The organism is Enterococcus sp. DIV1090, assembly GCF_050537975.1.
GTDB lineage: Bacteria > Bacillota > Bacilli > Lactobacillales > Enterococcaceae > Enterococcus > Enterococcus faecalis.
In genome coordinates, this window is record NZ_CP172917.1 from 2,666,608 (window position 1) to 2,688,565 (window position 21,958).

22 protein-coding genes and 1 pseudogene are annotated in these 21,958 nt (G+C 37.6%); 5 read left to right on the forward strand and 18 right to left on the reverse strand.

Features of this window, described 5'->3' with window-relative positions:
- Window positions 1-14 precede the first annotated feature (14 nt).
- On the reverse strand, window positions 15-317 hold the full coding sequence (rpoZ, locus tag IGL48_RS12975; RefSeq protein WP_002354916.1) for a DNA-directed RNA polymerase subunit omega: 303 nt from the start codon (window positions 315-317) through the stop codon (window positions 15-17).
- Window positions 318-321: 4 nt separating this feature from the next.
- Entirely contained in the window at window positions 322-936 is a 615-nt protein-coding gene (gene gmk, locus IGL48_RS12980; RefSeq protein ID WP_002354915.1) for a guanylate kinase, read from the reverse strand.
- A gap of 222 nt (window positions 937-1,158) precedes the next feature.
- On the opposite strand from gmk, the gene IGL48_RS12985 reads away from it, so the two are divergent.
- Window positions 1,159-2,640, forward strand: coding sequence for a DUF1958 domain-containing protein (locus IGL48_RS12985; protein WP_002386255.1), 1,482 nt, complete (start codon window positions 1,159-1,161; stop codon window positions 2,638-2,640).
- Window positions 2,641-2,683: 43 nt separating this feature from the next.
- On the opposite strand, the gene IGL48_RS12990 is transcribed toward IGL48_RS12985, so the two are convergent.
- From IGL48_RS12990 to gnd, 13 genes are all read right to left on the reverse strand, one after another.
- Complete coding sequence (locus IGL48_RS12990) at window positions 2,684-2,989, reverse strand: hypothetical protein (protein WP_002383233.1); 306 nt, start codon at window positions 2,987-2,989, stop codon at window positions 2,684-2,686.
- A 55-nt stretch (window positions 2,990-3,044) separates the two neighbouring features.
- The gene (locus IGL48_RS12995) at window positions 3,045-3,929 is read right to left on the reverse strand and encodes a YicC/YloC family endoribonuclease (protein ID WP_002365374.1); all 885 of its coding nucleotides are present in this window, start codon (window positions 3,927-3,929) and stop codon (window positions 3,045-3,047) included.
- Between the two features lie 16 nt (window positions 3,930-3,945).
- Window positions 3,946-4,164: a YdbC family protein gene (locus IGL48_RS13000; protein ID WP_002381076.1), complete on the reverse strand. Its 219-nt coding sequence runs from the start codon at window positions 4,162-4,164 to the stop codon at window positions 3,946-3,948.
- A 175-nt stretch (window positions 4,165-4,339) separates the two neighbouring features.
- Window positions 4,340-4,810, reverse strand: a complete 471-nt coding sequence (locus tag IGL48_RS13005; RefSeq protein WP_002354908.1) for an ASCH domain-containing protein — start codon at window positions 4,808-4,810, stop codon at window positions 4,340-4,342.
- A 167-nt stretch (window positions 4,811-4,977) separates the two neighbouring features.
- Window positions 4,978-5,631 carry a bifunctional 4-hydroxy-2-oxoglutarate aldolase/2-dehydro-3-deoxy-phosphogluconate aldolase gene (locus IGL48_RS13010; RefSeq protein ID WP_002359031.1) on the reverse strand — a complete coding sequence of 218 codons (654 nt, stop codon included), beginning with the start codon at window positions 5,629-5,631 and terminating at the stop codon, window positions 4,978-4,980.
- A gap of 4 nt (window positions 5,632-5,635) precedes the next feature.
- Complete coding sequence (gene uxuA / locus IGL48_RS13015) at window positions 5,636-6,709, reverse strand: mannonate dehydratase (RefSeq protein WP_002388613.1); 1,074 nt, start codon at window positions 6,707-6,709, stop codon at window positions 5,636-5,638.
- A 23-nt stretch (window positions 6,710-6,732) separates the two neighbouring features.
- Complete coding sequence (locus IGL48_RS13020) at window positions 6,733-7,185, reverse strand: PTS sugar transporter subunit IIA (protein WP_002354905.1); 453 nt, start codon at window positions 7,183-7,185, stop codon at window positions 6,733-6,735.
- 77 nt (window positions 7,186-7,262) lie between these two features.
- Window positions 7,263-7,769 carry a PTS system mannose/fructose/N-acetylgalactosamine-transporter subunit IIB gene (locus IGL48_RS13025; protein WP_002354904.1) on the reverse strand — a complete coding sequence of 169 codons (507 nt, stop codon included), beginning with the start codon at window positions 7,767-7,769 and terminating at the stop codon, window positions 7,263-7,265.
- A gap of 21 nt (window positions 7,770-7,790) precedes the next feature.
- Window positions 7,791-8,663 carry a PTS system mannose/fructose/sorbose family transporter subunit IID gene (locus IGL48_RS13030; protein WP_002354903.1) on the reverse strand — a complete coding sequence of 291 codons (873 nt, stop codon included), beginning with the start codon at window positions 8,661-8,663 and terminating at the stop codon, window positions 7,791-7,793.
- A 20-nt stretch (window positions 8,664-8,683) separates the two neighbouring features.
- The gene (locus IGL48_RS13035) at window positions 8,684-9,520 is read right to left on the reverse strand and encodes a PTS mannose/fructose/sorbose/N-acetylgalactosamine transporter subunit IIC (protein WP_002354902.1); all 837 of its coding nucleotides are present in this window, start codon (window positions 9,518-9,520) and stop codon (window positions 8,684-8,686) included.
- A 12-nt stretch (window positions 9,521-9,532) separates the two neighbouring features.
- Window positions 9,533-10,639 carry an iron-containing alcohol dehydrogenase family protein gene (locus tag IGL48_RS13040; protein WP_002359028.1) on the reverse strand — a complete coding sequence of 369 codons (1,107 nt, stop codon included), beginning with the start codon at window positions 10,637-10,639 and terminating at the stop codon, window positions 9,533-9,535.
- 14 nt (window positions 10,640-10,653) lie between these two features.
- The gene (locus tag IGL48_RS13045) at window positions 10,654-11,655 is read right to left on the reverse strand and encodes a D-isomer specific 2-hydroxyacid dehydrogenase family protein (protein WP_002368455.1); all 1,002 of its coding nucleotides are present in this window, start codon (window positions 11,653-11,655) and stop codon (window positions 10,654-10,656) included.
- 12 nt (window positions 11,656-11,667) lie between these two features.
- Window positions 11,668-12,603 carry a phosphogluconate dehydrogenase (NAD(+)-dependent, decarboxylating) gene (gnd, locus tag IGL48_RS13050; protein ID WP_048949515.1) on the reverse strand — a complete coding sequence of 312 codons (936 nt, stop codon included), beginning with the start codon at window positions 12,601-12,603 and terminating at the stop codon, window positions 11,668-11,670.
- Between the two features lie 374 nt (window positions 12,604-12,977).
- Here gnd and IGL48_RS13055 point away from each other — a divergent pair, with 374 nt between their 5' ends.
- On the forward strand, window positions 12,978-13,865 hold the full coding sequence (locus tag IGL48_RS13055) for a MurR/RpiR family transcriptional regulator (RefSeq protein ID WP_002383224.1): 888 nt from the start codon (window positions 12,978-12,980) through the stop codon (window positions 13,863-13,865).
- 1,126 nt (window positions 13,866-14,991) lie between these two features.
- Here IGL48_RS13055 and IGL48_RS13060 read toward each other — a convergent pair.
- From IGL48_RS13060 to IGL48_RS13070, 3 genes are all read right to left on the reverse strand, one after another.
- Window positions 14,992-15,708 carry a PBECR4 domain-containing protein gene (locus IGL48_RS13060; RefSeq protein ID WP_002378980.1) on the reverse strand — a complete coding sequence of 239 codons (717 nt, stop codon included), beginning with the start codon at window positions 15,706-15,708 and terminating at the stop codon, window positions 14,992-14,994.
- A gap of 545 nt (window positions 15,709-16,253) precedes the next feature.
- A complete protein-coding gene (pgsA, locus tag IGL48_RS13065; RefSeq protein ID WP_002365382.1) occupies window positions 16,254-16,832 on the reverse strand; it encodes a CDP-diacylglycerol--glycerol-3-phosphate 3-phosphatidyltransferase in 579 nt (192 codons plus the stop codon).
- Window positions 16,833-16,930: 98 nt separating this feature from the next.
- Window positions 16,931-17,143 carry a hypothetical protein gene (locus IGL48_RS13070; protein ID WP_002359021.1) on the reverse strand — a complete coding sequence of 71 codons (213 nt, stop codon included), beginning with the start codon at window positions 17,141-17,143 and terminating at the stop codon, window positions 16,931-16,933.
- A gap of 418 nt (window positions 17,144-17,561) precedes the next feature.
- On the opposite strand from IGL48_RS13070, the pseudogene IGL48_RS13075 reads away from it, so the two are divergent.
- From IGL48_RS13075 to IGL48_RS13085, 3 genes and pseudogenes are all read left to right on the forward strand, one after another.
- Window positions 17,562-18,274, forward strand: a pseudogene (locus tag IGL48_RS13075) (transposase); the annotation flags it as partial.
- A 508-nt stretch (window positions 18,275-18,782) separates the two neighbouring features.
- The gene (locus IGL48_RS13080) at window positions 18,783-19,448 is read left to right on the forward strand and encodes a hypothetical protein (RefSeq protein WP_010825560.1); all 666 of its coding nucleotides are present in this window, start codon (window positions 18,783-18,785) and stop codon (window positions 19,446-19,448) included.
- 211 nt (window positions 19,449-19,659) lie between these two features.
- Window positions 19,660-21,861: a glycoside hydrolase domain-containing protein gene (locus tag IGL48_RS13085; RefSeq protein ID WP_048949513.1), complete on the forward strand. Its 2,202-nt coding sequence runs from the start codon at window positions 19,660-19,662 to the stop codon at window positions 21,859-21,861.
- Window positions 21,862-21,958: the final 97 nt, after the last annotated feature.

Below are 21,958 nucleotides of genomic sequence, written 5' to 3' on the forward strand. Positions count from 1 at the left end.
TGTTTTTCATTCAATTAATTTTTTTCGTCACGTAAACGGTTTTCTAATTCTTTTTGTTCTTGTTCACGTTGGCGTTTGCGTTCTTCACGTTCAATGCGTAGACGTTCGCGTTTTTCTTCAGGATTTGGATCACTGATCACTGTTCCTGCTTCGATTTCTTCTAACGCACGACCTACACTTTTTACAGAATCAAAGGATTCAACGGTTGGTTGAACGCCTTCATCTAATTCATGCGCACGTTTGCTTGCTAAAATAACCAAAGAATATTTTGAAGGGACTTCTTTTAATAATGAGTCAATTGACGGTTTTAACATCATAAGGCTACATCTCCTCTAACATTTTAATATATTTTCCAATTACACGGTCAACACGGAAGTGCTCACTCGCGATAATGTCTTTAATTCGTTGCACGGCTAAAGGAACTTCATCATTCACTACCGCATAATCATACAGCGCCATCATTTCGATTTCTTCTCTGGCCACAGCCATTCGTTCTTCAATCACAGACATTTCGTCTGTTCCGCGGCCAATAATTCTTGATTTTAATTCCGCTAAATCGGGGGGTGTCAAAAAGATAAATACGCCATCAGGCACTTTGTCTTTGACTTGTTTAGCCCCTTGGACTTCGATTTCTAAAAAGACGTCTTTGCCTTCATCTAGCGTCTGGTTAACATACGTTAATGGTGTCCCATAATAGTTACCAACATATTCCGCATATTCCAACATTTCTCCAGCTTCAATCATCGCTTCAAATTCTTCTCTTGAACGGAAATAGTAATCTACTCCATCCACTTCGCCTTCTCGCTGTTTCCGAGTGGTCATTGAGATTGAATATTGAAAATCATTTTCTTCACTGTCGAAAATAGCCTTTCTTACAGTCCCTTTCCCCACTCCTGAAGGACCTGACAATACGATTAATAACCCGCGCTCTGACATAACGACTTCCTTTCAAAACATAATTTCACAGTATTAGTTCTATTTTGCACTTTTTTTCTGCAATTTTCAAGACTTTCTTGGAGATTCACTGAAAAAATAACATTTCTTCTTTAATTTGGCTTTCATAACTTGTTCTTTTTTTAAACAAATTACCTAGAATTCCTATACAGGCAGCCATTTTTTAAGTAAAATGAAGTGATGACTCCTTTAGGATGAAAAAACGTGAATAAGAAAGGACTGAGAAACATCGCACGAATTAAACCATTTACATTGTTTCTGCTAGGCTTAGTTGTCAGTTGTGGGGCCTTTTTTGCCCAACCTACTGTGACTCACGCAGAAGAAGATATTACCGCAATTGCTAAAAAAATGGGGACGACCCTGAAAGCGGATGGCATTCCCAAAGCAGCCATCGTTGTTGATGCTGATTCTGGAGAAATTCTCTGGTCGCAGCAACCAGATTTAGCGTGGAATCCTGCCAGTATTGCCAAAGTGATGACCATGTACTTGGCCTTTGAAGCAATGGAGCAAGGAAAATTTACAATGGATACCACTGTGACTGCTACGCAAAAAGATGTCGATATTTCTAAAATATATGCCATTAGTAATAACAAAATTACGTTAGGTGTTGCTTATCCAGTCCGTGAACTGTTAAAAATGATTGCTGTCCCCTCTTCTAATGTGGCGACTCTCATGTTGGCAAACTTAATTTCAGGGAACCAGCCTACTGACTTTGTTCATTTAATGAATCAAAAAGCGGCTGAACTAGGGATGACAAATACTACCTATTACAACTGCAGTGGAGCGCAAGCAAGTGCCTTTAACGGCCTGTATCAAATGCAAGGAATTGACCCAAATGGCGATAACGTCTCTACAGCTAGAGATTTAGCTTCACTAACCTATCATTTTCTGAAAAATTATCCAGAAATTTTAGAAATCACCAATAAACCAGTGGTGAAAACAATGGTCGGCACGCCTTACGAGGAAACGTTTGAAGCGTACAATTATTCTTTACCAGGAGCTAAGTATGGCTACCAAGGCGTGGATGGTTTAAAAACAGGCTCTAGTCCAACAGGCGGCTTTAACTATATTGCGACTGTCAAACAAGGAGATTTCCGTTTAATTGAAGTCATTTTAGGCGTTGGTAATTGGCAAAACCAAGATGGTGAATACGAACGGCATGTGGCTGGGAATGCTTTGCTGGACTATGCCTATACGACATACGAACGCAAAAAACTTTTAGACAAAGGACCACAAACCATTGATCACAAAAAAGTCACTTTGGCTAACGATTTATACGGTGTCGTTCCCAAAGGCAGTCAGCCTACTTTTAAATTAGTAGCAGGGCAGGTGCAAGTCGACACGCCCTTGACATTATTAAATAGTACGGTTCAAGCGCCAAAAGTGGCTTACCAAGAAGTTAAGCCAAAACAAACAACAGCGGAAGCTGCGGAAGAATCAAACGAACATTCTGGGGACACCACCGTTGCAGAACCGAATCATTTTATTCCCAAATCGATTGCCACAAGTGTTTTAGTCCTTTTCGGGCTGATTTTCTCAGTAATTACCCGTCAGCTTCAAAAACGTTTAGAACGTCAGAAAAAACACGGCAAAGAAAGCAGTAAAACTGCATCCATGCGGACAATCTTTTTAAGTGCCGCAGTTCTTTCTTTCCTATGCGCCGTTGGCTTGTTTCTTTTATTCTAATTAAAAAAAATACCACCAAGCGTGAAATGCTTGGTGGTATTTTTTATAAGCCCATATTAGAAAGCGTATTGACCACGTTCATCAATTCATCGCGACGACGAACTTGTTTGTCGACAGGGCCGTCAACTTCTTTCACGTCAATGCGAACAACAAAGTGACGATTCAAAGTAACAAACGTGTCTTCGTTAATTTGGATATTTAATTCTGTTTCAGAATAGCTTGCACAAGCATCTTGCCAGACGTCAAATGGTTCTCTGTCTGAAGCGACTTCTGTTTTTACCACAGAACGACCACTTAATTCTTGAAAGGTTACATCATAAAATTTAGTCATTGCTTTCACCTCTGTCATTTATTCGTTACTTCTATATTATAGCGTTTTCTGGAAAAACACGAAACCATTTTCTCTATTCGACATTTTGAATTTGTTCACGAATCTTTTCTAAGGTTGTTTTCATTTGAACGACACTATTTTTTATTTCAATTGGACTTGATTTCGAACCAATCGTATTGACTTCACGGTTCATTTCTTGAATTAAGAAATCTAGTTCTCGGCCCACTGGTTCTGTTTCATCAAGCAACTGATGCAACTTATCAATATGGATATCCAAACGATCCAATTCTTCATGAATATCGCCTTTTTCCAATAAAATGGCCATTTCTGTTAATAAGCGTGTTTCATCCACTTGGCTACCTAACCATTCGTTTAATTTCGCTTCAAAACGTTGACGGTATTCTTGTTCAAAAACGCCCACAAACGCTTGCAGCTCTTGAATTGATTGGGTCAACACTGCTACATAGTCAAGCAGGACTTGTTTAATTTGCGTTCCTTCTTGCACACGGCTTTGGTCAAGGCTAGCGATGGCTGCTTCAAATGCTTGAACAAGAAATGGTTCAAATGTCTGATCAACAATTTCTGCTTCCACTATTTCGACAAAATCATTTTGCTTTAATAAATGGTTGACCGTGTCCCCTGCATCAAACGTTGCTTCCGGATAGTTTTCCTTTAAATGTTGATCTACCGAAGTTAATAATTGATCAATTAAGTCCCACTGCACGCGCACTTCTTTTTGATTGTTGCCGATTTTTTGGAGATTTACATAGACTTCCACACGCCCACGTTTTAACGTGCGTTTGATTACTTGCCGAATCACCAGTTCATAGGCATTCAGTTCCTTTGGCATACGCAACTGAATATCTAAAAACCGCTGGTTGACACTTTTGACTTCGATATCCAATTGATAATTTTCATTTTGAATGGTCTTTTTTCCAAATCCAGTCATACTTTTCATTGACAGGGTGCTCCTTTTACATGGATTTAATTGTTTTGCTTAATTCAGCAAATTCTTCGTTGGTTAAGGTGATGCCTTTACCCATTTTTTCGTGATCAGGGGCCCACTCACGCAAATCAAATTTTGGTGGACGACCATTCCAACTAATTAAATTCAATTCTTTACGCCAGCCACGAGCATTCTCAGATAACACAGCGACTTCTTCTAAAATTTCATATGAAAATTCTTCTTTCATAACATTCACTCCTTGTTAGTATTCCTTAGGTTATTGTACCATCTTTTCCTCGACACTTAAAATACACATCTCTTTTCTATCACCCTGTCTATATAAACATACGCAACTTTTTCAAAAAATCAGTAAAAAAAGCGGCGACTGCTCGTTTCAATCGTGTCAGTCACCGCTTCTCTGTCTATTCTTTTTCTGTATAAAGATCCACTACTTCAAAACTTTGGCAAACTAACAGCATATCGGGATAAAATTGTAGCTGATAGGGGGCCAGTTCTTCTTTAAAGAACCGCGCATGCTCTTCATACCAATAATCCAACGTCAAATCTCCTTCACCTTCCGCTTGCGCAAAAGATTCTGAGACCTTATTCATGGGCATAATTTCAACTTTGGTTGTTCGAATAATAGCCAGCGGTTGAGACTGACCATCTAAAATTATGTCGTATTGACCAGCTTTAGGGAGTTGTTCTTCTTCCATCTTATAAATATCTAAAGAAGAACATGTCGCTGTCTTACGACCAGAAACAACCAATTGACCCAAACGATTACCCATCTCAGAAGAGCCATCACCAAACATCCACACATCGGGCATCAACATATCTAATTCATGTTTATCTAAAAAGTTTTGCCAGAACACTTCTACATTTTTTAACATCCTTTGCTCTCCTTTTTATTTTTACTTCACGCAACCTTCTTTCACTAATTATACATAACTGATTGCTTTTCTCCTATACTATTTTTACAAAATGAAAACTAAAATAATGTCAGTAACATTGGGACAGAAAAAAAAGAGGACTAAGTAACAAAACTTAGCCCATCTTTTTATTTTGCTTGTCGTTCTTTGATTTTCGTGAGTAAAGATTGAACATGCTGGCGTGCCGAAGCTTCATCTTCTTGAAGCATCTTTTCCGATAAAATAAAGGAGCCGCCCACTGCTAATACTTCTTCTGCTTCCACATACTCTATAAAGTTTGTTTCATCAATCCCACCAGTTGGTAAAAATTGAACATCATAAAACGGGCCACTTAAACTTTTGATGGCTTTTAACCCGCCGTAAATATCGGCTGGGAAAAATTTAACCACTCGTAAGCCATACGCCAGCGCTCGCTGAATCTCCCCAGGCGTAGCTGTTCCTGGAAAAATAGGCACCTCATTTGCCAGACAAAAATCAATGACTTCTGGAACAATCGCTGGGGAAACAATGAACTGTGCACCGTTCGCTACTGCCTCTTGGGCTTCTTTCAAGGTTCTAACAGTTCCTGCGCCCACAATTAAATTCCCTGAAGCAGCAAGTTGTTTGATGGCAGGCAAGGCCAGCTGACTCCGAAAAGTGACTTCAATAAACGGTAATTCGTTTTCTACTAAGACTGATTCTACTTGTGGCAAATAGCGTAAATCTGTTGCAGTGTATAGTGGTAAAAGTTTACATGTCGCTAATTGTTGATACAGTTGATTTTTTTCAACTTTTGTTTCCATTCTGTCACTTCCTATTTTGTTTGGCTTTGGTTGCTTCGTACAGTCCTTGAATATAGGTCAACCCCATTGCTCGATCATATAAACCATAACCAGGCATCGCTTTTTCATCCCAAATTGCCCGCCCATGGTCAGGACGAATAACGCCTTCATACCCTACGTCTACCAGTGCTTGCATTAATTCCGCCATATCTAACGAACCAGCGACACTCGGATGCGCCGTTTCTTCAAAACGATGCTCGCCTAAATACTTCACATTGCGGAAATGAACAAAATTAATTCTGTGACCTATTTCACGAATCATAGTAGGCAAATCATTCGTCGGGTCCGCACCGAGGGAACCTGTACAAAATGTAATCCCATTTGCTGGTGAGTCAACCAAGGAAAGGATCCGTTTTAAATCCGCTAAATTTTTAGTGATTCTTGGCAAACCAAAAATTTCCCAAGGTGGATCATCGGGGTGAATCCCCATTTTGATATTTTCTTCTTCACAGACAGGAATCACACGTTCTAAAAAGTAGCGCAAATTTTCGACCAAATCTTCTTCCGTTACGCCGGCATACATGGCTTTCAATTCTTGAAATTGTTGCAAACGCTCCTCTTCCCAACCTGGTAACCGGAATCCTTTTGACTGACTGTGAATTAATTGATACATGTCTTCTGGCTGCATGTTCTCTACCACAGCTTGATCAAATAACAACGATAAGCTGCCATCTTCATTCTCATACGCCAAGTCCGTTTTAGCCCAACCAAAAATAGGTTTGAAACTGTAGCACACTAAGGAAATTCCGCATTTCCCCAAGTTACGCAACGTCTGGCGATAATTATCAATATAGTGGTCTCGTTGATCCGTCCCCGCTTTAATGGCATCATGAATAGCGACACTTTCAATTCCTAAAAGTGCTAATCCTTCTTGTTCCACCGATTGTTTAAGTGCCTGAATTTCGGCTACTGTCCAAACATCACCTGGTAGTTTATTTAACAAGGTACCGACAACACCAGTAATTCCTGGAATCTGTCGAATATGTTTTAACGGAATGGCATCGCCTGCCGCTCCGTACCATCTAAATCCCCATTTCATTGCTTTCACCCTTTACTACATTCTTAAAAATCATCGTCCTCATCCTCTTCGTCCTCAAAGGAAGTCATAGAAATATCCCATGCTTGCACACTTTCTTTGCCTTGCGCAACAATCGCTTGCGCCGCTTCAGCAATCGGTGTGCCCAATAATTGATGGTTTATCGCTTCTAAGACCATTGGTAGGTTGGTACCACTCACCACAAAGATTTTCTTTTGTAGAGCTGGTTCGAGTTCGTTAATCACCAAAACTGCCTGATTGTAAGGACTCGCACTTAATAAGTCAACCATGACCAACACGCCATCCCCTTGTTGGACGTTCTCAATCGCTGTTTTAATTTGTCCGCCTAGTGCTTGGACATCGTCTCCACTATTTAGATTAACGGTTTCGATATTTTCGGTTGCGCCCATAATCACGGTAGCTGCGTCTTTCGCACCGTCACTTAGTGCACCGTGTGTAGCAATCACAATCCCTAACATAAAAGTTCCTCCTTCAATTCAGTGGCTTGAGTCATTACTTCAAACAGTCATGCAATGACTCAAGCGACTGGCCTTTTTTATAAATTAAATTTGCCTAAAACCTCTTTTAAACTAGTTTTTGGTGCAGAAGGCGTTGCTTGGAAATAAATATCTTCTACGCCATACACCTCATGTAGTTCTTTTAATTTTTCGGCATCTTCTTTGTTTAAATAAACTGATTTGGTTACTAATAAATCTTTTTCTGGATTCTTCTGTGCAATACCGCCGATATTTAACTCCTTCATAGGGACTCCGTGTTTTACTAAGTCATAAATTACAGAGACGGTTTTAGCGATTAAAATACAGTTGTACTCTTTGAATTGGTATTCATCCCAATAAAATTTAGCTTTTTCCGGCGTAATGACAATGGTTTTTTGTCCTGTCCGACTGCCTGCACTTTTGTATAAATCACGCATAAATTTATCCTTTGCCACCACTTCATCAACAACGAAAATGGAATTAACGCCACTTTTTTGGGACAAGGTCACCATCACTTGTCCATGAATTAATCGTTCATCTACTCTTGCTAAATTTACTACGCCCATCTGATTCACGTCCTTTTCTTTTTATAAAATACCGACTGTTGCTAAGACAATTAAGATACCTGTTAACCACAATAATGCTTGCGTAACTTTCAAGCCTTTTTTCGTATAGAACCAATACACGCCCATTACAACAGCTAGCGGTAAGAGTCCTGGGACAATCTGATCAAGGATATCTTGAACCACAAACTCACGGCCAGAAAGTTTAAATTGAAGAGTTGAAGAAACTTTGACATAATTACCAGCTAAAATCCCCATCATGAACAACCCTAAAACAGATAACATTTCAATGGCTTTTTGAATCCCCGCACTTTGCATTAAGCCTGTGGCATTCCGCCCCATTTTGAAGGATTGTCTCGCAAAGAACACACCTAACAGTACTTGATAAAGAGCAAACGCGACAAAGGGGAAAATCGCACCTAATGCGCTACCTTGTTGCGCCCACGGCACCGCAATCGCAATAAAAATATATTGAACCGTACCTGAGTCAATCGCATCACCAATCCCAGCTAACGCGCCCATCAAGCCAGCTTTGGTGTTATACATTAAATCATCTTGCATCATGATTTCGCGGCCTTCATGTTCTTCTTTGGCCCGCTCTTGTTCCATAGAAGCCATCAGCCCAGTAATGACCCCGCCGCCCCAACTTAATTGCGTATTGAAAAACAGCAGTTGACGCATATAAGCGGCTTTTAATTGTTCATCGTCTTTATATAATTTCTTTAAAAGTGGCATCATTGCGTACAATAACGAAGGCGCCAAGTAACGTTCAAAGGAATGGGGAATTTCATTGGCAAAATGCCAACGGAGATAAGCTTTTGTAACATCTTTATTGGTAATTTCTTCTGGTGCTAAATTCGTTGTTTTCGGCACGACTTTTTCTGTTGTTTCCGTCATTTCAGTTCCTCCTTTTTCTTTTAAAACCCGTCATCGTAATCGTCATCATCATCAAAATCAGTGGTGGCACTGGCGGAACCAGCACTTTCTGCTACAGGTTTGCCTTTTTGGACTTGCACAAAAATTAACGCAATAATTACGCCAAAGATGGCATACGTTACCATGGTAATTTCCAATGACTTAAAGACGATACTCATGAAGTATGCAAGGAAAAAGAAAACCAAGAAATCTTTTCGACCAATGACATAGACCGTTGTCGCAATCCCAATTGCGGCTAAACCACCACCGACTACTTCTAACACGTGAATCACAACGGTTCCTTCTAATGCTTTAATAATATCGGCAATGACTGGTGCCCCTAAATAAAGAGCAAAAAAGACTAATGGAACGAATAAAATAAATGAGGCAATCGTTGGATACCAGATAATTGAGCGGGCAATTTTTTTAGAATTTAGTTCAGCCACCGCACGATCGGTATACTTCCCTAAAAACGTGTTAATAAAGAAACGGAATTGATATAAATAACTTCCTAAAAGACCGACAGGAACCGCTACGGCGATAGCCGCTTCCGGCTTCAAATTTCCTAGCAACGCAACTGGCACAGCAATCGCTGCCGCAATTGATGGTTCTGCTGGCATAGAGCCACCTGGTGAAAAAACACCCATGTAAATCATTTGTAATGCTGCGGTGACAATCATCGCTTTCGGGACATCGCCCATCACTAAACCTGCTACTAACCCTGTCATTAAGGGCGAGAAACGCAACGTTAACGTTGCTCCTCCTCCAAGCCATCTGGACATAATTGCTGCCACCCAAAGCGCCATTATCAAACTTTGTAAAACACTTAACGTTTCCATAGTTCCTCCTTCTTATCCTTGGTTTTGGATATACTTTTCTAGCTCTTCAATCCCTTGACGTAAACGTTCTTCCGAAATCTCAATAGGAATTAAATGAACCTTTTCTTTTGAATCAATAAATTGAACCATTGCATCGAGTACTGCTTCTTCTTCTGGGTAAAGGCCCATTTGTCGTAACGACATGGGCAAGTTTAGCTCTTGATAAAAAGGGATTAATGCGTCTATGATGGCCCACCTTTTTTCCAATGCTAATTGATAGAAGATGCCGTAAGCTACTTTTTCGCCGTGTAAATAGTCATGACTTTTGGGTAAAAATTTACTCATAGCATCATGCATGGCGTGTGCTGCTGCATTGCGGGCGTATTTGTCGCCAAAGCCGCCGACTAATCCGGAAACGGCGAAAACAATTTCTGAAAGATGGACAAATTCAGGCGTGAGTTTGCCCTCATCCATCGCTGCTAAGGCTGCTTTTGAGTCCCGCATAATCGCTTCTTGCGAAAGCTTGGCGGTCGCTCCCGCTAATTGTAAAAAGGGTTCCCCTTGCAAATGGGCTTGGCGTAAAATGGTCTCTGATTCATACCATTTCGCTAACGTATCAGCTAAACCAGCGACAAAATAATCACGGGGTGCATCCAGAAGCAACTTAGGATCGGTGATTAAAAACGCAGCTTGGCGAAAGAAATGTTCCGTTTTGCCTTCGGCCGCGCCATTTTCTTGATACATCACAGCTAACGGTGTCCACGGCGCACAGTTACTAGCCAAAGTGGGGACCAAGCCAAAATTCAGATTGTTTAAATGGGCGCTGTAGCCCACTAAATCGGCTAACTTACCGCCGCCGACTCCCAGAAGAAAGTCAATCTGGTGTTCCTTTATTTGCTGTGAAATTTGTTCGGCGCCAAAATAACTACATTCTCCTGTGTAAGTGTGATAGAAGAATTGATACTCTGAATCTGCCAAGAATGGCAAAAATGGCTGAGCTTTTTCAAAGGATACGGTGCCATGCACCACCAAAATTCGTTGGGCGTGATATTCCTTGAAAAGTGACGGCACCGAAGCTAAGGCGCCTTCGTGGTAACGATAAAATTGCGGTCCAACTTTCACTTTTAAATCAGTTAACATGCTCCTCCTCCTTCTTAACTAACGTAACGACTGACTTCTTGCACTGCCCGTTGAGGTAAAATACCTTGCACCACGTCTTCCACATCTTGCACGCATTTTTCTCCCATCGCTTGCAGGCATTCCATGGTATAAGCGGAGGTGTGCGGCGTCATTACTACATTTTCAAACGCAAGATAAGGATGATTTTTCCGACCTGGTTCCTCTTCTAAAACATCTGTCCCAAGCCCAGCAATTTTGCCCGATTCTAAGCCGGCAATCATGGCTTCTTCATCAATCAAGGCGCCTCGTGCGCTATTGGAAAGATAGACGCCGTCTTTCATCTTGGCAATTTCCGCCGAGCCAATCATGTGATAACTTTCTTCAGTTAAATTGGCACATAAACAAATGATGTCAGCTGAAGCTAGCAACGTATCTAAGTCTACTTTTTTGGCTCCATAACTTTGCAGATAAGTGGCGGATTTATAGGGATCATACGCTAACACGTCACAGCGAAATCCGTTTCGTAACGTCTCCACGACACAACTTCCTGTGTTCCCAACACCAATGACACCCACAGTTTTGTTAAATAATGTCCGACCGACAAAATTCGCTCGTTTTTCCCATTGATCTGCTTTAACGCTGGCATCTGCAGCCACGGTTTGCCGTAAAACAGCTAGTAAATTTGTGACATTGTTTTCCGCCACGGCATCTCGTTCTACTAAAGCCGGGATGATGGAAACAATTGTGTCATGCTGTTTTGCAGCGTCTAAATCGATGTTGTTATACCCAATGCCGTGGCGAGAAATCAGCAACAATTCATCTTTATGTTCAAAAAATTCTTTCGTGAAAAATGGCGTCACGCTAGCAATAATAATCGTATATCCTTGTAAACGTTCCGCTAACTCTTTGCCACCAATTTCACTGTCGACTGTAAAATGCTTCACGGTGCCTATTTTTTCTAAGCGCGTCAAGTGTTCAGGAAAAATTTGACCAAAACTACTGGAATTCACTATGGCAATTTTTTGTTTTTTTAACATGACTAAACTCCTTTACTGACTTTTTACGACTTCATGCCCGCCAAATCCTTGTCGCAAAGAAGCGACCACTTTGTTTGAAAAATGATTTGCTAGCATACTTTCATTTCGAGTAAATAAGGACAACGCTGTCGTTGGGACGGGCATTTCCAAACGCAATGCTTCTTCAATCATCCATTTGGCTTCGCCATTTGCTGCAACTTTCCCTTCTAGATTGGCTAACGTAGGATTTTCCGCAAAAACCTCTTTCGCTAAGCCCATCAAGCGAGCTTCAATAATCGAGCCGTGATTCCACACATCGGCTACTTTCTCCAACGCAAAATCATATTCGGCAGCTTCTAATAAATTGAATCCTTCGCCCATGGCTTGCATCATGACGTACTCAATCCCGTTATGCACCATTTTCAAATAGTGACCAGCTCCTGATTTCCCAGCATAAAGATACCCTTGTTCACAAGCTAAATCTTCAAAAAATGGGGTTAACACTTTGACAGCTTCAGGCGCACCGCCAACCATTAAACACGCTCCTTCCCGCGCTCCTTTGATGCCACCAGAAGTACCACAATCAATAAAATAAATTCCTTTTTCCTTAGCAAGCTGAGCATTCGCAACACTATCATGAAAATTTGAATTGCCACTATCCACAATGATATCCTCTGGTGCTAATTGCTCTACCAATTCTGCCACTAATTGATTGGTAATCTGACCAGCGGGGGTACTTAAAAAAATCACCTTCCTTTTATTAAGCGCTTTCAATAATTCTTGTAACGAATCTACAACGGAAAGACCCTGTTCTCTAGCAGTCGCTCTTGCTTCCTTTGTTACATCAAAGCCAATAATGGGCCAGCCTTGTTCGTGAACATTTAATGCCATGTTCAAACCCATTTTCCCAAGTCCAATAAAGCCAATGTCCATTTTTCTTTCACCTGCCTCTTTTGATACTTCAATCATAAAGGATAAAAAAAATAATGTAAACGATTACACTAATTAAAAAATATTTTTTATTTTTTAGCAAAAATCTTGCCTACTCAAAAGGTAAAACGTTTTTATTTTTAAGGAGCTTTCATACAAAAAACACAAGTAAATCTCTTGGTATCACGTTCTTTTTACTGGCTACTTTCTTTAGTTGAGAGAAGTCTTTTCAAGACCCCTTCATTTTTCAGAAAAAAGATTATTTATTTTTTTTGGCTTTTTTAAAGAATTTCTTTTTTGTGGAGAAAAAGAGAAATTGTATTTGTCCTCTTTTTCCACTATAATCAGTCTATACCAACAATGAAAAGGCATTCATTTTATTTTTAAAAAAATAAGATTGGAGGAACGTGTTAATGAAAAACCACTATTTGGATCAACGGATTCGGATCAAAAAACCGAATTTGAGCCTCACAGAAAAGAAAATTTCCGATTACTTTGTTCATTCTGAATCATTATTGACACAAATGACGTTAGAAAGTCTTGCCAACGAAATTGGCGTCTCCCAATCTTCCGTGTATCAATTTGTAAAAAAGATTGGCTATTCTGGGTTCCAAGAATTTAAAATTGATATCGCCAGAAATTCTAATTATCAGCCGACTTTTCAAAACGTCAATAGCGTGAATGGCGCCGATGATATTTCACCAGATGATGATAGTATTACCATTGCTAAAAAAGTCTTACAAGCCAATATTTATTCCCTCAGTAACGCCACACAGTTCTTAACAAAGGAGCTGTTAGATAACGTGTTGGCTTTGATGTACTCTGCCAAAACGCTTCATTTTTTTGGGCAAGGCGGGTCCTCGATTGTGGCTTTTGATAGTTTCCATAAATTCATTCGGACTAACTATCGGTGCAACTACATTTTTGATTACCACATGCAGTTAAGTTTTGTCACAAAATTAACCAGTGAAGATTGCGTGTTTATTTTTTCCCATTCAGGCAAAACCAAAGAATCAATCAACCTAGCACGACAAGTTAAAAAAACCAACGCAAAAATGATTACGTTAACTGGTAACAGCGGTTCAGAGTTGGCAGGCTTGTCCGACGAAGCAATTATTGTCGTCACCGAAGAAGGCTTGTTTCGTGCGGAATCCTTGGCTTCACGGATCAGTTACTTAACGGTAATGGATATTTTATATACAAATACGATGTATCACAATTTTGATCAAAATGCCGATTCCTTGAAAAAAATCCGCGACAACATTAGCACGACTAAGACCGATCCGCATTATTTGTCGTAAAGAAAAGTCTTATTTGTTAGTAGTTGCTTCTGCTCCCACCCTTTATCATTTTTAAGCCTGGAACAAAAATCCAAAATGATTGATGTCCCAGGCTTTTCCTTTGAAGTTTTAATCCTTGGCTTTCTCAGTGCAACTACTCAGGATTTATATTTTTTATCCTTACGAACAGTATCATTAGAATCATCCAGATATCGACTACTCTAAAAAGTAGATTATACTCATACAGCCAAGTTGCTTGCGAACAGACAAGAAAGACTGAAAATATAATGGGTAGGCAAAATAACCTATCTTCTTTTTCCGTTATTGAAATAATTAATAGCGTTAATAAAAATAAAGGAATAAAGAGGAAGTGCATAACCATTTGAGTAACAACTATCGATACAGTAATCGTGTGCTTGTCAAATAGCTGAACTAGTCTTGGATTAAACCAAACAATGGCGACTATTACTAACGAAAAATATTTAGTCACGCTTTCCAGCCTTATTACATACAACAAGCCAAAGAAAATTAGTAAACTAATAATGATATCTTTATAAGTAAAAAAATGTTCATAATTCATAATTTCTTTCGTTTCATCTCCACTCAACTTGCTTAACTATTCAAGGTTTAGGTAAATCACGTTTCCCATTTTCTCACATGATCGTTCAAAGAAACAGAACGTTGTTTGGTGTTTTAAAACGTAAAAGTTGAGCAACATATCCTGTCTAAACATTTACTTGGCAGTTTATTTATAGAAAAATTGTTACTTTCCAAATTTTTGTATGCTTTTTAGAAATGAAACCAAGCTTATGTTTTAATGCTTCTTATGCAAATCATTAAAACGAAATCCCCCAAATTTCGCAACTCTTATCATTTCAGATTGTGATGTTCGTCCAATTAAAAAGTGATAGTACTTCTTAACGTATCGTTATTAAATTTTAAATTCAAAGGGGCTACTCTCTTTAATTTTGTTTCTGATTTTTTCTAAAAGTACTGTTATGTAAGTAATAAGTTCTATACTGGACTTGTAATAGAAAATAAATTTAATTCTTTACAAAAATTAGTATAAGAGAACCCCTTTTTTCATTCTACGACATCATTAGCTGACGATATATAGCAAATTACAAACTAAGTTAATGACGTAGTCCTACTTTTTTCTTCTTTTTTTCTTACTTTTTTCTGCCTGTATTTTTTTAAAAAATTCTTGCCTATCTTCTAATTTCCAAGTACCCTGTTCTGTTCTTTCATATATCCAAATTTTTGTACACCGACAGGCGTTACGAAACGAGGTATGTTGTTTCGCTTCTTTATCCTGAGCAAGATTTAAACAAGAACGAGGAATTGAGAATTCTGGATGATCATGATATAAGCCAATCCCTAAACCAATCTTAGGCGTACTGATTGTGTTCGTCATAGGGATTGTTCTTAATTGTCCGTCAGCGCCTATTCTGACCACATCTGTCTTTATGCTTTTAATGTATTTCAATACCTGAAGCTTATCTTTTACTTTTCTTGTACTTTCTACCCAACATTTTGAAAAGTTCAATTTATTTCTTTTAAAGTCTCTATAAAATTCAATAGCATACTTACTTTTCATTCTTGACTTAGAGGTTTCTCTTTCATTAATATCATAATAACTTATCCCAATTAAGTGCAGAATACTCTCTCTAGTAAAACAAACTTCTAGTTTTTCTTGTTTACTTTTCACGTTTCTTTTATAGAAATAAACTATTTTTTTATTAACAACTTCTACATCTAAAATTTCTAAAACGGCAATAAGTTCATCAAATAAATCTTTACAACTTAAATCACTTGCCACTAATTCTGTTAATCGGAAAGTTTTAGTTACTTTAGCTTCACCCATTCCATCCCTCCTCTACGTTTTCATTTTGATAAAAAAAAACAAACGTGCAAAAAGCACGTTTGTTGAAATATCTCATAAGAGGGTGCATTATTTTCAGCTTTCGCCTAGGCTCCTTCTAAGCCTTCGTACTTTAAATAAATATGCTGATAGTTTATCAACCCTATGACTACTAAATGTATCAGCCTCTAGATCCTTTGTTCATAACGACTTGAAACAGTCAGCTATGAATTGAGAAGTATCATTGGAGTGTCATGCACCGTGACACTGAAAGTAAGTTTTCGATGATTGGCTCTATCATCACTCCAGATAATCTGGTACCCTTTCAGGTGAGTTTTACCTCCAGAAATTCTATATGAGCCATAAGAATTTCTGACTTCTTTCATCCACATTATAGCTAAATCATAGCCTCTTGTCAAATAAAAGCAAACAATTGTTCTCTAAATTCAAACAAGATATCTATTCCCACTGAACAGAAAAAAGATTCACCAATTTTACCTTTGAACCTTTTTTCATTTATGCTTTTATCAAGCAATTTTTTTATATGGTTACATCGAACCTTTAAAAACATCTTTATTCTTAGCAAAATAATCAACACCAGAGTAAATGGTGAAAATCAAGCAGGCATATAGCATGATTTGATCTAGTGGTAGATGGAGTGCTGAAAATGGAATGTTGTTAATGAATAGTAAAATAATTGCAACCATTTGGGTAGCTGTTTTTACTTTTCCTGGCCAAGCTGCTGCCATTACTTCGCCATGTTCGACTAATAACAACCGTAAACCAGTTACTGCCAATTCACGACAAACGATAATTGCTACAATCCAAGCGGGTACTTTGCCTTGACCAACTAAGACGATAAAAGCGGTCATCACTAGCATTTTGTCCGCTAATGGGTCCGCAAATTTTCCGAAGTTCGTCACCAAGCCTTGCGCACGGGCAATTTTGCCATCCAACCAGTCTGTAAAACTAGCAACTGCAAAAATAATCGCGCCCACTAATTGGGTAACGGCTAACGTTGTGTCGCCAAAACTAATCGTTCCCCAGTCCATCGGCACCGACACAATAATAATAAAAATCGGAATCATAAATATTCTTAAAACTGTTAATTTATTTGGTAAATTCACTTCAATTGCCCCTTCCTTCTCCTGTTCTATTTTACGTTATCTTGCTGGCAGTGTCACGAAAAAAAGAAAAGAATCTGGAATAATTGCCGTTTGACAGTTTATTCAGAAATATTCTTGCCTTTTTTTAGAAAGAGCTGGTAATAGCCTAAACCTAAATTAATCATTCCAATCAATGTGATACTGTCTAAAAATTTAGAACCATAGATAAAGTAGAAATACAGTTGTAAGCCAACAATCAAGAAGCCCATGACCAACAGAGCGATTGAAAATATGGTGATAAGATTAAATTTTTTATTAACTATTTTAAGCATTGATAACCCCTTCTCTCTTGAATTATTATTGTCGGCTTTTTCTAGCATGTAATCTTAACTTTTTCATAGCAAATAGAGAAACGATACCAGCCATTTTTAGCTCTAGAATGCATTGAACTAATGAATCAGAGTGGATCTTTCAATGCAATCTTCATTTTAACATATCATTCACTAGCATAATTAAATCACGACAAAATAAACTACTCAGAGGACGATATGCTATATGAATAACTCTATCAATAAAGGGTAAGATTAATAGACAAAAATTTAATGATTATGGAAGATCTGGGTAGAAATGTTCAGCTCCTAGAAACAAGAAGGAATTTCTGGAAAAGTTGCTTCTGTTCCCGACATTTATCAGGTTTTAAGCTCGGGAACGTTAATCATTGATACCGTACTCTCATCTACGCCATGCCCCTGTAAAAATTGTGGAAGTTATTGGACTATTCAAAATTATTTTATTCGTCCAAAACATTCGATTGCGAAAAGTTTCCAGGCAGCTTTGACAACCATTATTCGTACATTAAAAGATTTGAAAAGCTATTTTCTAAGCTCTAAAAATTCTGAAGAAGCAGAATTATTGACTACAGAAATGAGTGTCTCCTATTTTCATCTTACCAAACATGTTCTCCCAATGTGAAATTAATCATTAATCGCTGTCATATTGTCAAACATATGAATCATGCATTCATTGATTTACGTATCCGTGAAATGAACAAACTACATAAGGTGGGGTAAAACAAGGAACCTGAAAAACTTAAAAAGAACTGGCGTGTTCTGTAAAAAACGAGCAAACATTAATCATTATGAATACAAAAAATGACAAAATTTTTGAGCAGCCAAATACCCGTTTTTGACTGAAGCGTTTTGATACAAAGATCTCGACTTGCTTTTTACCTTATTGAAAGAACTTCCAGAAACGTTAGATGATGGTTTTAGGGAGAAGCTTCAAGACCTTCTAATCTATGAAGAAGTCATCACCAATGCGATACTCTATCCTTACTCTAATGGAAAAATAGATGCGAAGATTCCCCATATAAAGACAATGAAACGTATATCCTACGAATTTAAAACATTTGAGAACATGAGAATAGACTCTTTTTGATTAATAAATTCATCAAAGTAAAATAACAAAAAATTCGAGACAAAATAAAGTTTATTCTGTCCCAGATTTGATTTTTATAAGTCATCAGTCCTTACTGACAAAGATCCGTTTATTCATAGTAAGATTGACTGTTAGTGCTACTAATTTATTTGTTTATGAATAACTTAAAATAAATAGCAAAACTATTGTCAACATTACAATAATCAATAAGGTATACATTATATTTGGAAACTAGATATTTTTTCTTTAATAGATTCCCTTCTTCTGTTATTCGTAGTAACAATAACGAGTTATTTGGTGTTGAAAGTAATTTCTTGAAAAAATTGTATTATAGCATTAATTCGAAATACAATATTCCAAAAATATATTATTCCCCTCAAAAAAATAAATACATTAATATAAATATAAATATTACTTTATAGTTAATCGAAAAAATAATTTAAATCGTTTTTATTTATATAAAAACGATTGATATACAAATCAATATATGATTAAATATAACTTGTAATAACACTACTTTAAGGAGGGAATTTAATGAAAAAAGTGAATATTTTTTTGATTGGGGTATCTATTTTAGGTGGTTTAATGTTTTCTTTCAGTATGAAAAGCGAAGCAGCTACTTTAGAAGAAATGAAGGAAAACATCGAAGGTGGAGATGGGTTAGTCTATAATCCAATTTCAGAAGGGATTATGGACCATGAAGGGTCTGTTGAATTTGTTAAGTCTGTTGAATCTTTAATGGTAGAAGAAAATTCTACTGAAATTACTGATGCAATTACAGACCAAGCGTTTGAGGAAACAAGTTTAGAAACTACAATAAAAGCAGAAGTACCTTTAATAAAAGGAGTAACGCCATACGTAGCAACACCACCAGGACCTAATTCATATTATAATTTGACAGGAAAACAATATCGTTCAAACCCATTTACGGGATCTGGATGGCAGTACAGCGGCTATCGCTTTAAATTTGCTGACGGTTATTGGAACGCGAATCCATTTTATGGAGTAAGAGCCGAGGGAGATTCTTTCTATTTCGCCACTTCTCAAATTTATGGTACCTATGATATAGAGACAGTAATTGTTCCAGCTAACGGTTCATGGATATACGTTAAGTCTGGGAGTTCTATGGGATATGGTGGATACTACGGTGTCTTTTCTACGCTTAACCCTGCAAGAAACTCTCGCTATGCTATTCATTGATTTTTAAAATAAGACATTAACTAAGCGTGTAATAATAATCTCCTGGCAACCGGAGATTATTATTTTTTTTATATAAATATATTTTTAATTTAATATCGGCGATCCTAGGTGTTATCAATTATTATATTATTCAGTTGACAAAAGAATATATATAATATATATTTTAACTACAAAAACGAACGTTTGTTCGTATAAGAAAGTAGGTAATTTTATGGATGAAATGGTGTTAGGTACTCAAAAATGGTTAAATAAAACGTACAATGCTGTCCCTGGCTTTAACAAAGTTCCAGAGGACGGAAGAACGGGATGGCCGACAATTTTTGGATTAAGACGTGCATTACAAAAAGAAATGGGAATCCAAGAATTATCAGATAATTTTGGTCCTACCACGGAACGTTATTTTAAAGAAAAAGTAGAAAAACAGTTAAATGAACGTTTTGGGGCTGGAATTGGAAACATTGTGAAAATAATGCAAGGTGGTTTTTGGTGTAAAGGGATTAATCCTTATGTTTCTGGAACTGAAGCAGTCGACGGATTAATGACAGGGCTTACAACATTAGCGATTAAAAATTTTCAAGAAATGGCAGGATTAGCACCTAGTGGATACATGAATGCAATGCTAATGAAAGCCTTACTTGATATGAGTGCATTCGCGTTGGTACCAGGAGGAGACAAAAATATTCGGTCAATGCAACAATCTTTAAATGCTCAGTATAATCGTTATTTTGGTTTGTTACCATGTGATGGTGTGTATCAAAGAGACACGAATAGTGCTTTAATATATGCACTTCAAGCAGAGATGGGAATGGATGAAAATACAGCAAACGGATTTTATGGACCAGGAACAACAGCCAAGACACCCACATTATCGGTGGGAGCAACTGGTAATTTTGTAAAAATTTTACAATGGGCTTTGTATGTGAATGGATTTAATAAATCTGCGATATTTAGTGGGTCGTTTACTTCTTATATTGCTTCAGAAGTAGAAAGTTTCCGTCTATTTATGAAACTTCCCCCATATAATACAGTTGCAGATATGACTGTAATCAAGGGACTTTTATCAAGTTCGGGAAACACGAATCGCTCAGCCAGTGCTTGTGATATGGCTACTCAATTAACGAAACAACAAGCACAACTAATTAAAGACAATGGATATTCTATTGTTGGACGTTATTTAACAGGCAGCGTAGGAGTAGGAGCAAATAAAAAAGATAAAAATCTGACTCTTGAAGAAATTCAAACCATTACTAGCGTTGGGTTAAGCATTTTTCCTATTTATCAAGATGGTGGATGGGAAGAAAGCTACTTTAACGAAGGAAATGGGTTAAGAGATGGATCTTTAGCGCATAACGCAGCATTTAAACTAGGGTTTCCTTATGGAGCGACTATTTACTTTGCCGTTGATGTAGATATTTTAGATGGTAACATTCCAGGAACGGTCTTACCGTATATCAAGAAAGTAAAAGAATCTTTAGATGCAAATGGCATGTACAAAACCGGAATTTATGGTACACGAAATGTCTGTCAACAAGCAATTGATGCTGGATTTGTCGAACATTGTTTTGTATCTGATATGTCTACAGGATTCAGTGGAAATCTAGGTTTTCCAATGCCAAAAGAGTGGGCATTTGATCAATTCTATGAACATAGTGAATTAGGATTTCCTATTGATAAAGTGGCCGTATCTGGAAGAGACCACGGGACCAAGGCGTTTTCTACAACAATCGGTAATTTAATCCAGTTAGAAACAATTAAATTACTGAATGCTTTAGGGAAAAATTTTACAATCAAAGATGTTGGGATTAAACTTGATACACCTATGCAAATCATGAGTACTCCTACTTTAGATGTGTACACAACAGTAAGTGCTAGCTGGACAAAGCAGATGAATAAGTCTGGATTGTCTATAAAGGTATCAAAAGGTAAAATAGATAAACAAGTCTACATTGATCCGCTTGATAAATCTATTAACACATATGGAAAATACTTTGTAAATAATTCTAAACAAAGTATGGATAATATTCTTAATGATTTAGCCCCTGCAGTAAAAGAAGGGTTTATTGAAACAGGCTTTTGTGCTAGAAATGGACTTGTAGGAACTCAAATTGTTATCAAAACAAATGTTGGTGATGAGGAAAATAAAGGAGAAATGGAATTGAAAATCGAAGTATATCCTAAACCATTGTTACCTACGCGACCTCAAATTCCACAACAAAAGTATGTTGATGTGTATAATGATGTAGCAACGAATAATTACTCCCTACCAGAGTGGGATTATGGCCCAGGTATGGCCTTAGCAACTGCTGCTGGTATTATAGCGTTAGTTGCAGCTTATGGAACTGGTATCGGAGAAGTAGCTACTTTGGGCGCTGCATTATTTGTTTTCCTTTCAACTATGTTTTCCGAAAAATAGTTTATAAGATTCATATTTTTAACTTATGTATCGAGTTATCTGCTAATAAGACAGTTAACTCGATATTATTTTTGTTAATTATGATATAGTAATAGAT

Excerpts from the sequence above, each read along its gene's own strand:
- rpoZ (WP_002354916.1), bottom strand. The coding sequence starts at position 317 with ATGATGTTAAAACCGTCAATTGACTCATTATTAAAAGAAGTCCCTTCA.
- gmk (WP_002354915.1), bottom strand. The coding sequence starts at position 936 with ATGTCAGAGCGCGGGTTATTAATCGTATTGTCAGGTCCTTCAGGAGTG.
- IGL48_RS12990 (WP_002383233.1), bottom strand. The coding sequence starts at position 2,989 with ATGACAGAGGTGAAAGCAATGACTAAATTTTATGATGTAACCTTTCAA.
- IGL48_RS12995 (WP_002365374.1), bottom strand. The coding sequence starts at position 3,929 with ATGAAAAGTATGACTGGATTTGGAAAAAAGACCATTCAAAATGAAAAT.
- IGL48_RS13000 (WP_002381076.1), bottom strand. The coding sequence starts at position 4,164 with ATGAAAGAAGAATTTTCATATGAAATTTTAGAAGAAGTCGCTGTGTTA.
- IGL48_RS13005 (WP_002354908.1), bottom strand. The coding sequence starts at position 4,810 with ATGTTAAAAAATGTAGAAGTGTTCTGGCAAAACTTTTTAGATAAACAT.
- IGL48_RS13010 (WP_002359031.1), bottom strand. The coding sequence starts at position 5,631 with ATGGAAACAAAAGTTGAAAAAAATCAACTGTATCAACAATTAGCGACA.
- uxuA (WP_002388613.1), bottom strand. The coding sequence starts at position 6,709 with ATGAAATGGGGATTTAGATGGTACGGAGCGGCAGGCGATGCCATTCCG.
- IGL48_RS13020 (WP_002354905.1), bottom strand. The coding sequence starts at position 7,185 with ATGTTAGGGATTGTGATTGCTACACACGGTGCACTAAGTGACGGTGCG.
- IGL48_RS13025 (WP_002354904.1), bottom strand. The coding sequence starts at position 7,769 with ATGGGCGTAGTAAATTTAGCAAGAGTAGATGAACGATTAATTCATGGA.
- IGL48_RS13030 (WP_002354903.1), bottom strand. The coding sequence starts at position 8,663 with ATGACGGAAACAACAGAAAAAGTCGTGCCGAAAACAACGAATTTAGCA.
- IGL48_RS13035 (WP_002354902.1), bottom strand. The coding sequence starts at position 9,520 with ATGGAAACGTTAAGTGTTTTACAAAGTTTGATAATGGCGCTTTGGGTG.
- IGL48_RS13040 (WP_002359028.1), bottom strand. The coding sequence starts at position 10,639 with ATGTTAACTGATTTAAAAGTGAAAGTTGGACCGCAATTTTATCGTTAC.
- IGL48_RS13045 (WP_002368455.1), bottom strand. The coding sequence starts at position 11,655 with ATGTTAAAAAAACAAAAAATTGCCATAGTGAATTCCAGTAGTTTTGGT.
- gnd (WP_048949515.1), bottom strand. The coding sequence starts at position 12,603 with ATGATTGAAGTATCAAAAGAGGCAGGTGAAAGAAAAATGGACATTGGC.
- IGL48_RS13055 (WP_002383224.1), top strand. The coding sequence starts at position 12,978 with ATGAAAAACCACTATTTGGATCAACGGATTCGGATCAAAAAACCGAAT.
- IGL48_RS13060 (WP_002378980.1), bottom strand. The coding sequence starts at position 15,708 with ATGGGTGAAGCTAAAGTAACTAAAACTTTCCGATTAACAGAATTAGTG.
- IGL48_RS13070 (WP_002359021.1), bottom strand. The coding sequence starts at position 17,143 with ATGCTTAAAATAGTTAATAAAAAATTTAATCTTATCACCATATTTTCA.
- IGL48_RS13080 (WP_010825560.1), top strand. The coding sequence starts at position 18,783 with ATGAAAAAAGTGAATATTTTTTTGATTGGGGTATCTATTTTAGGTGGT.
- IGL48_RS13085 (WP_048949513.1), top strand. The coding sequence starts at position 19,660 with ATGGATGAAATGGTGTTAGGTACTCAAAAATGGTTAAATAAAACGTAC.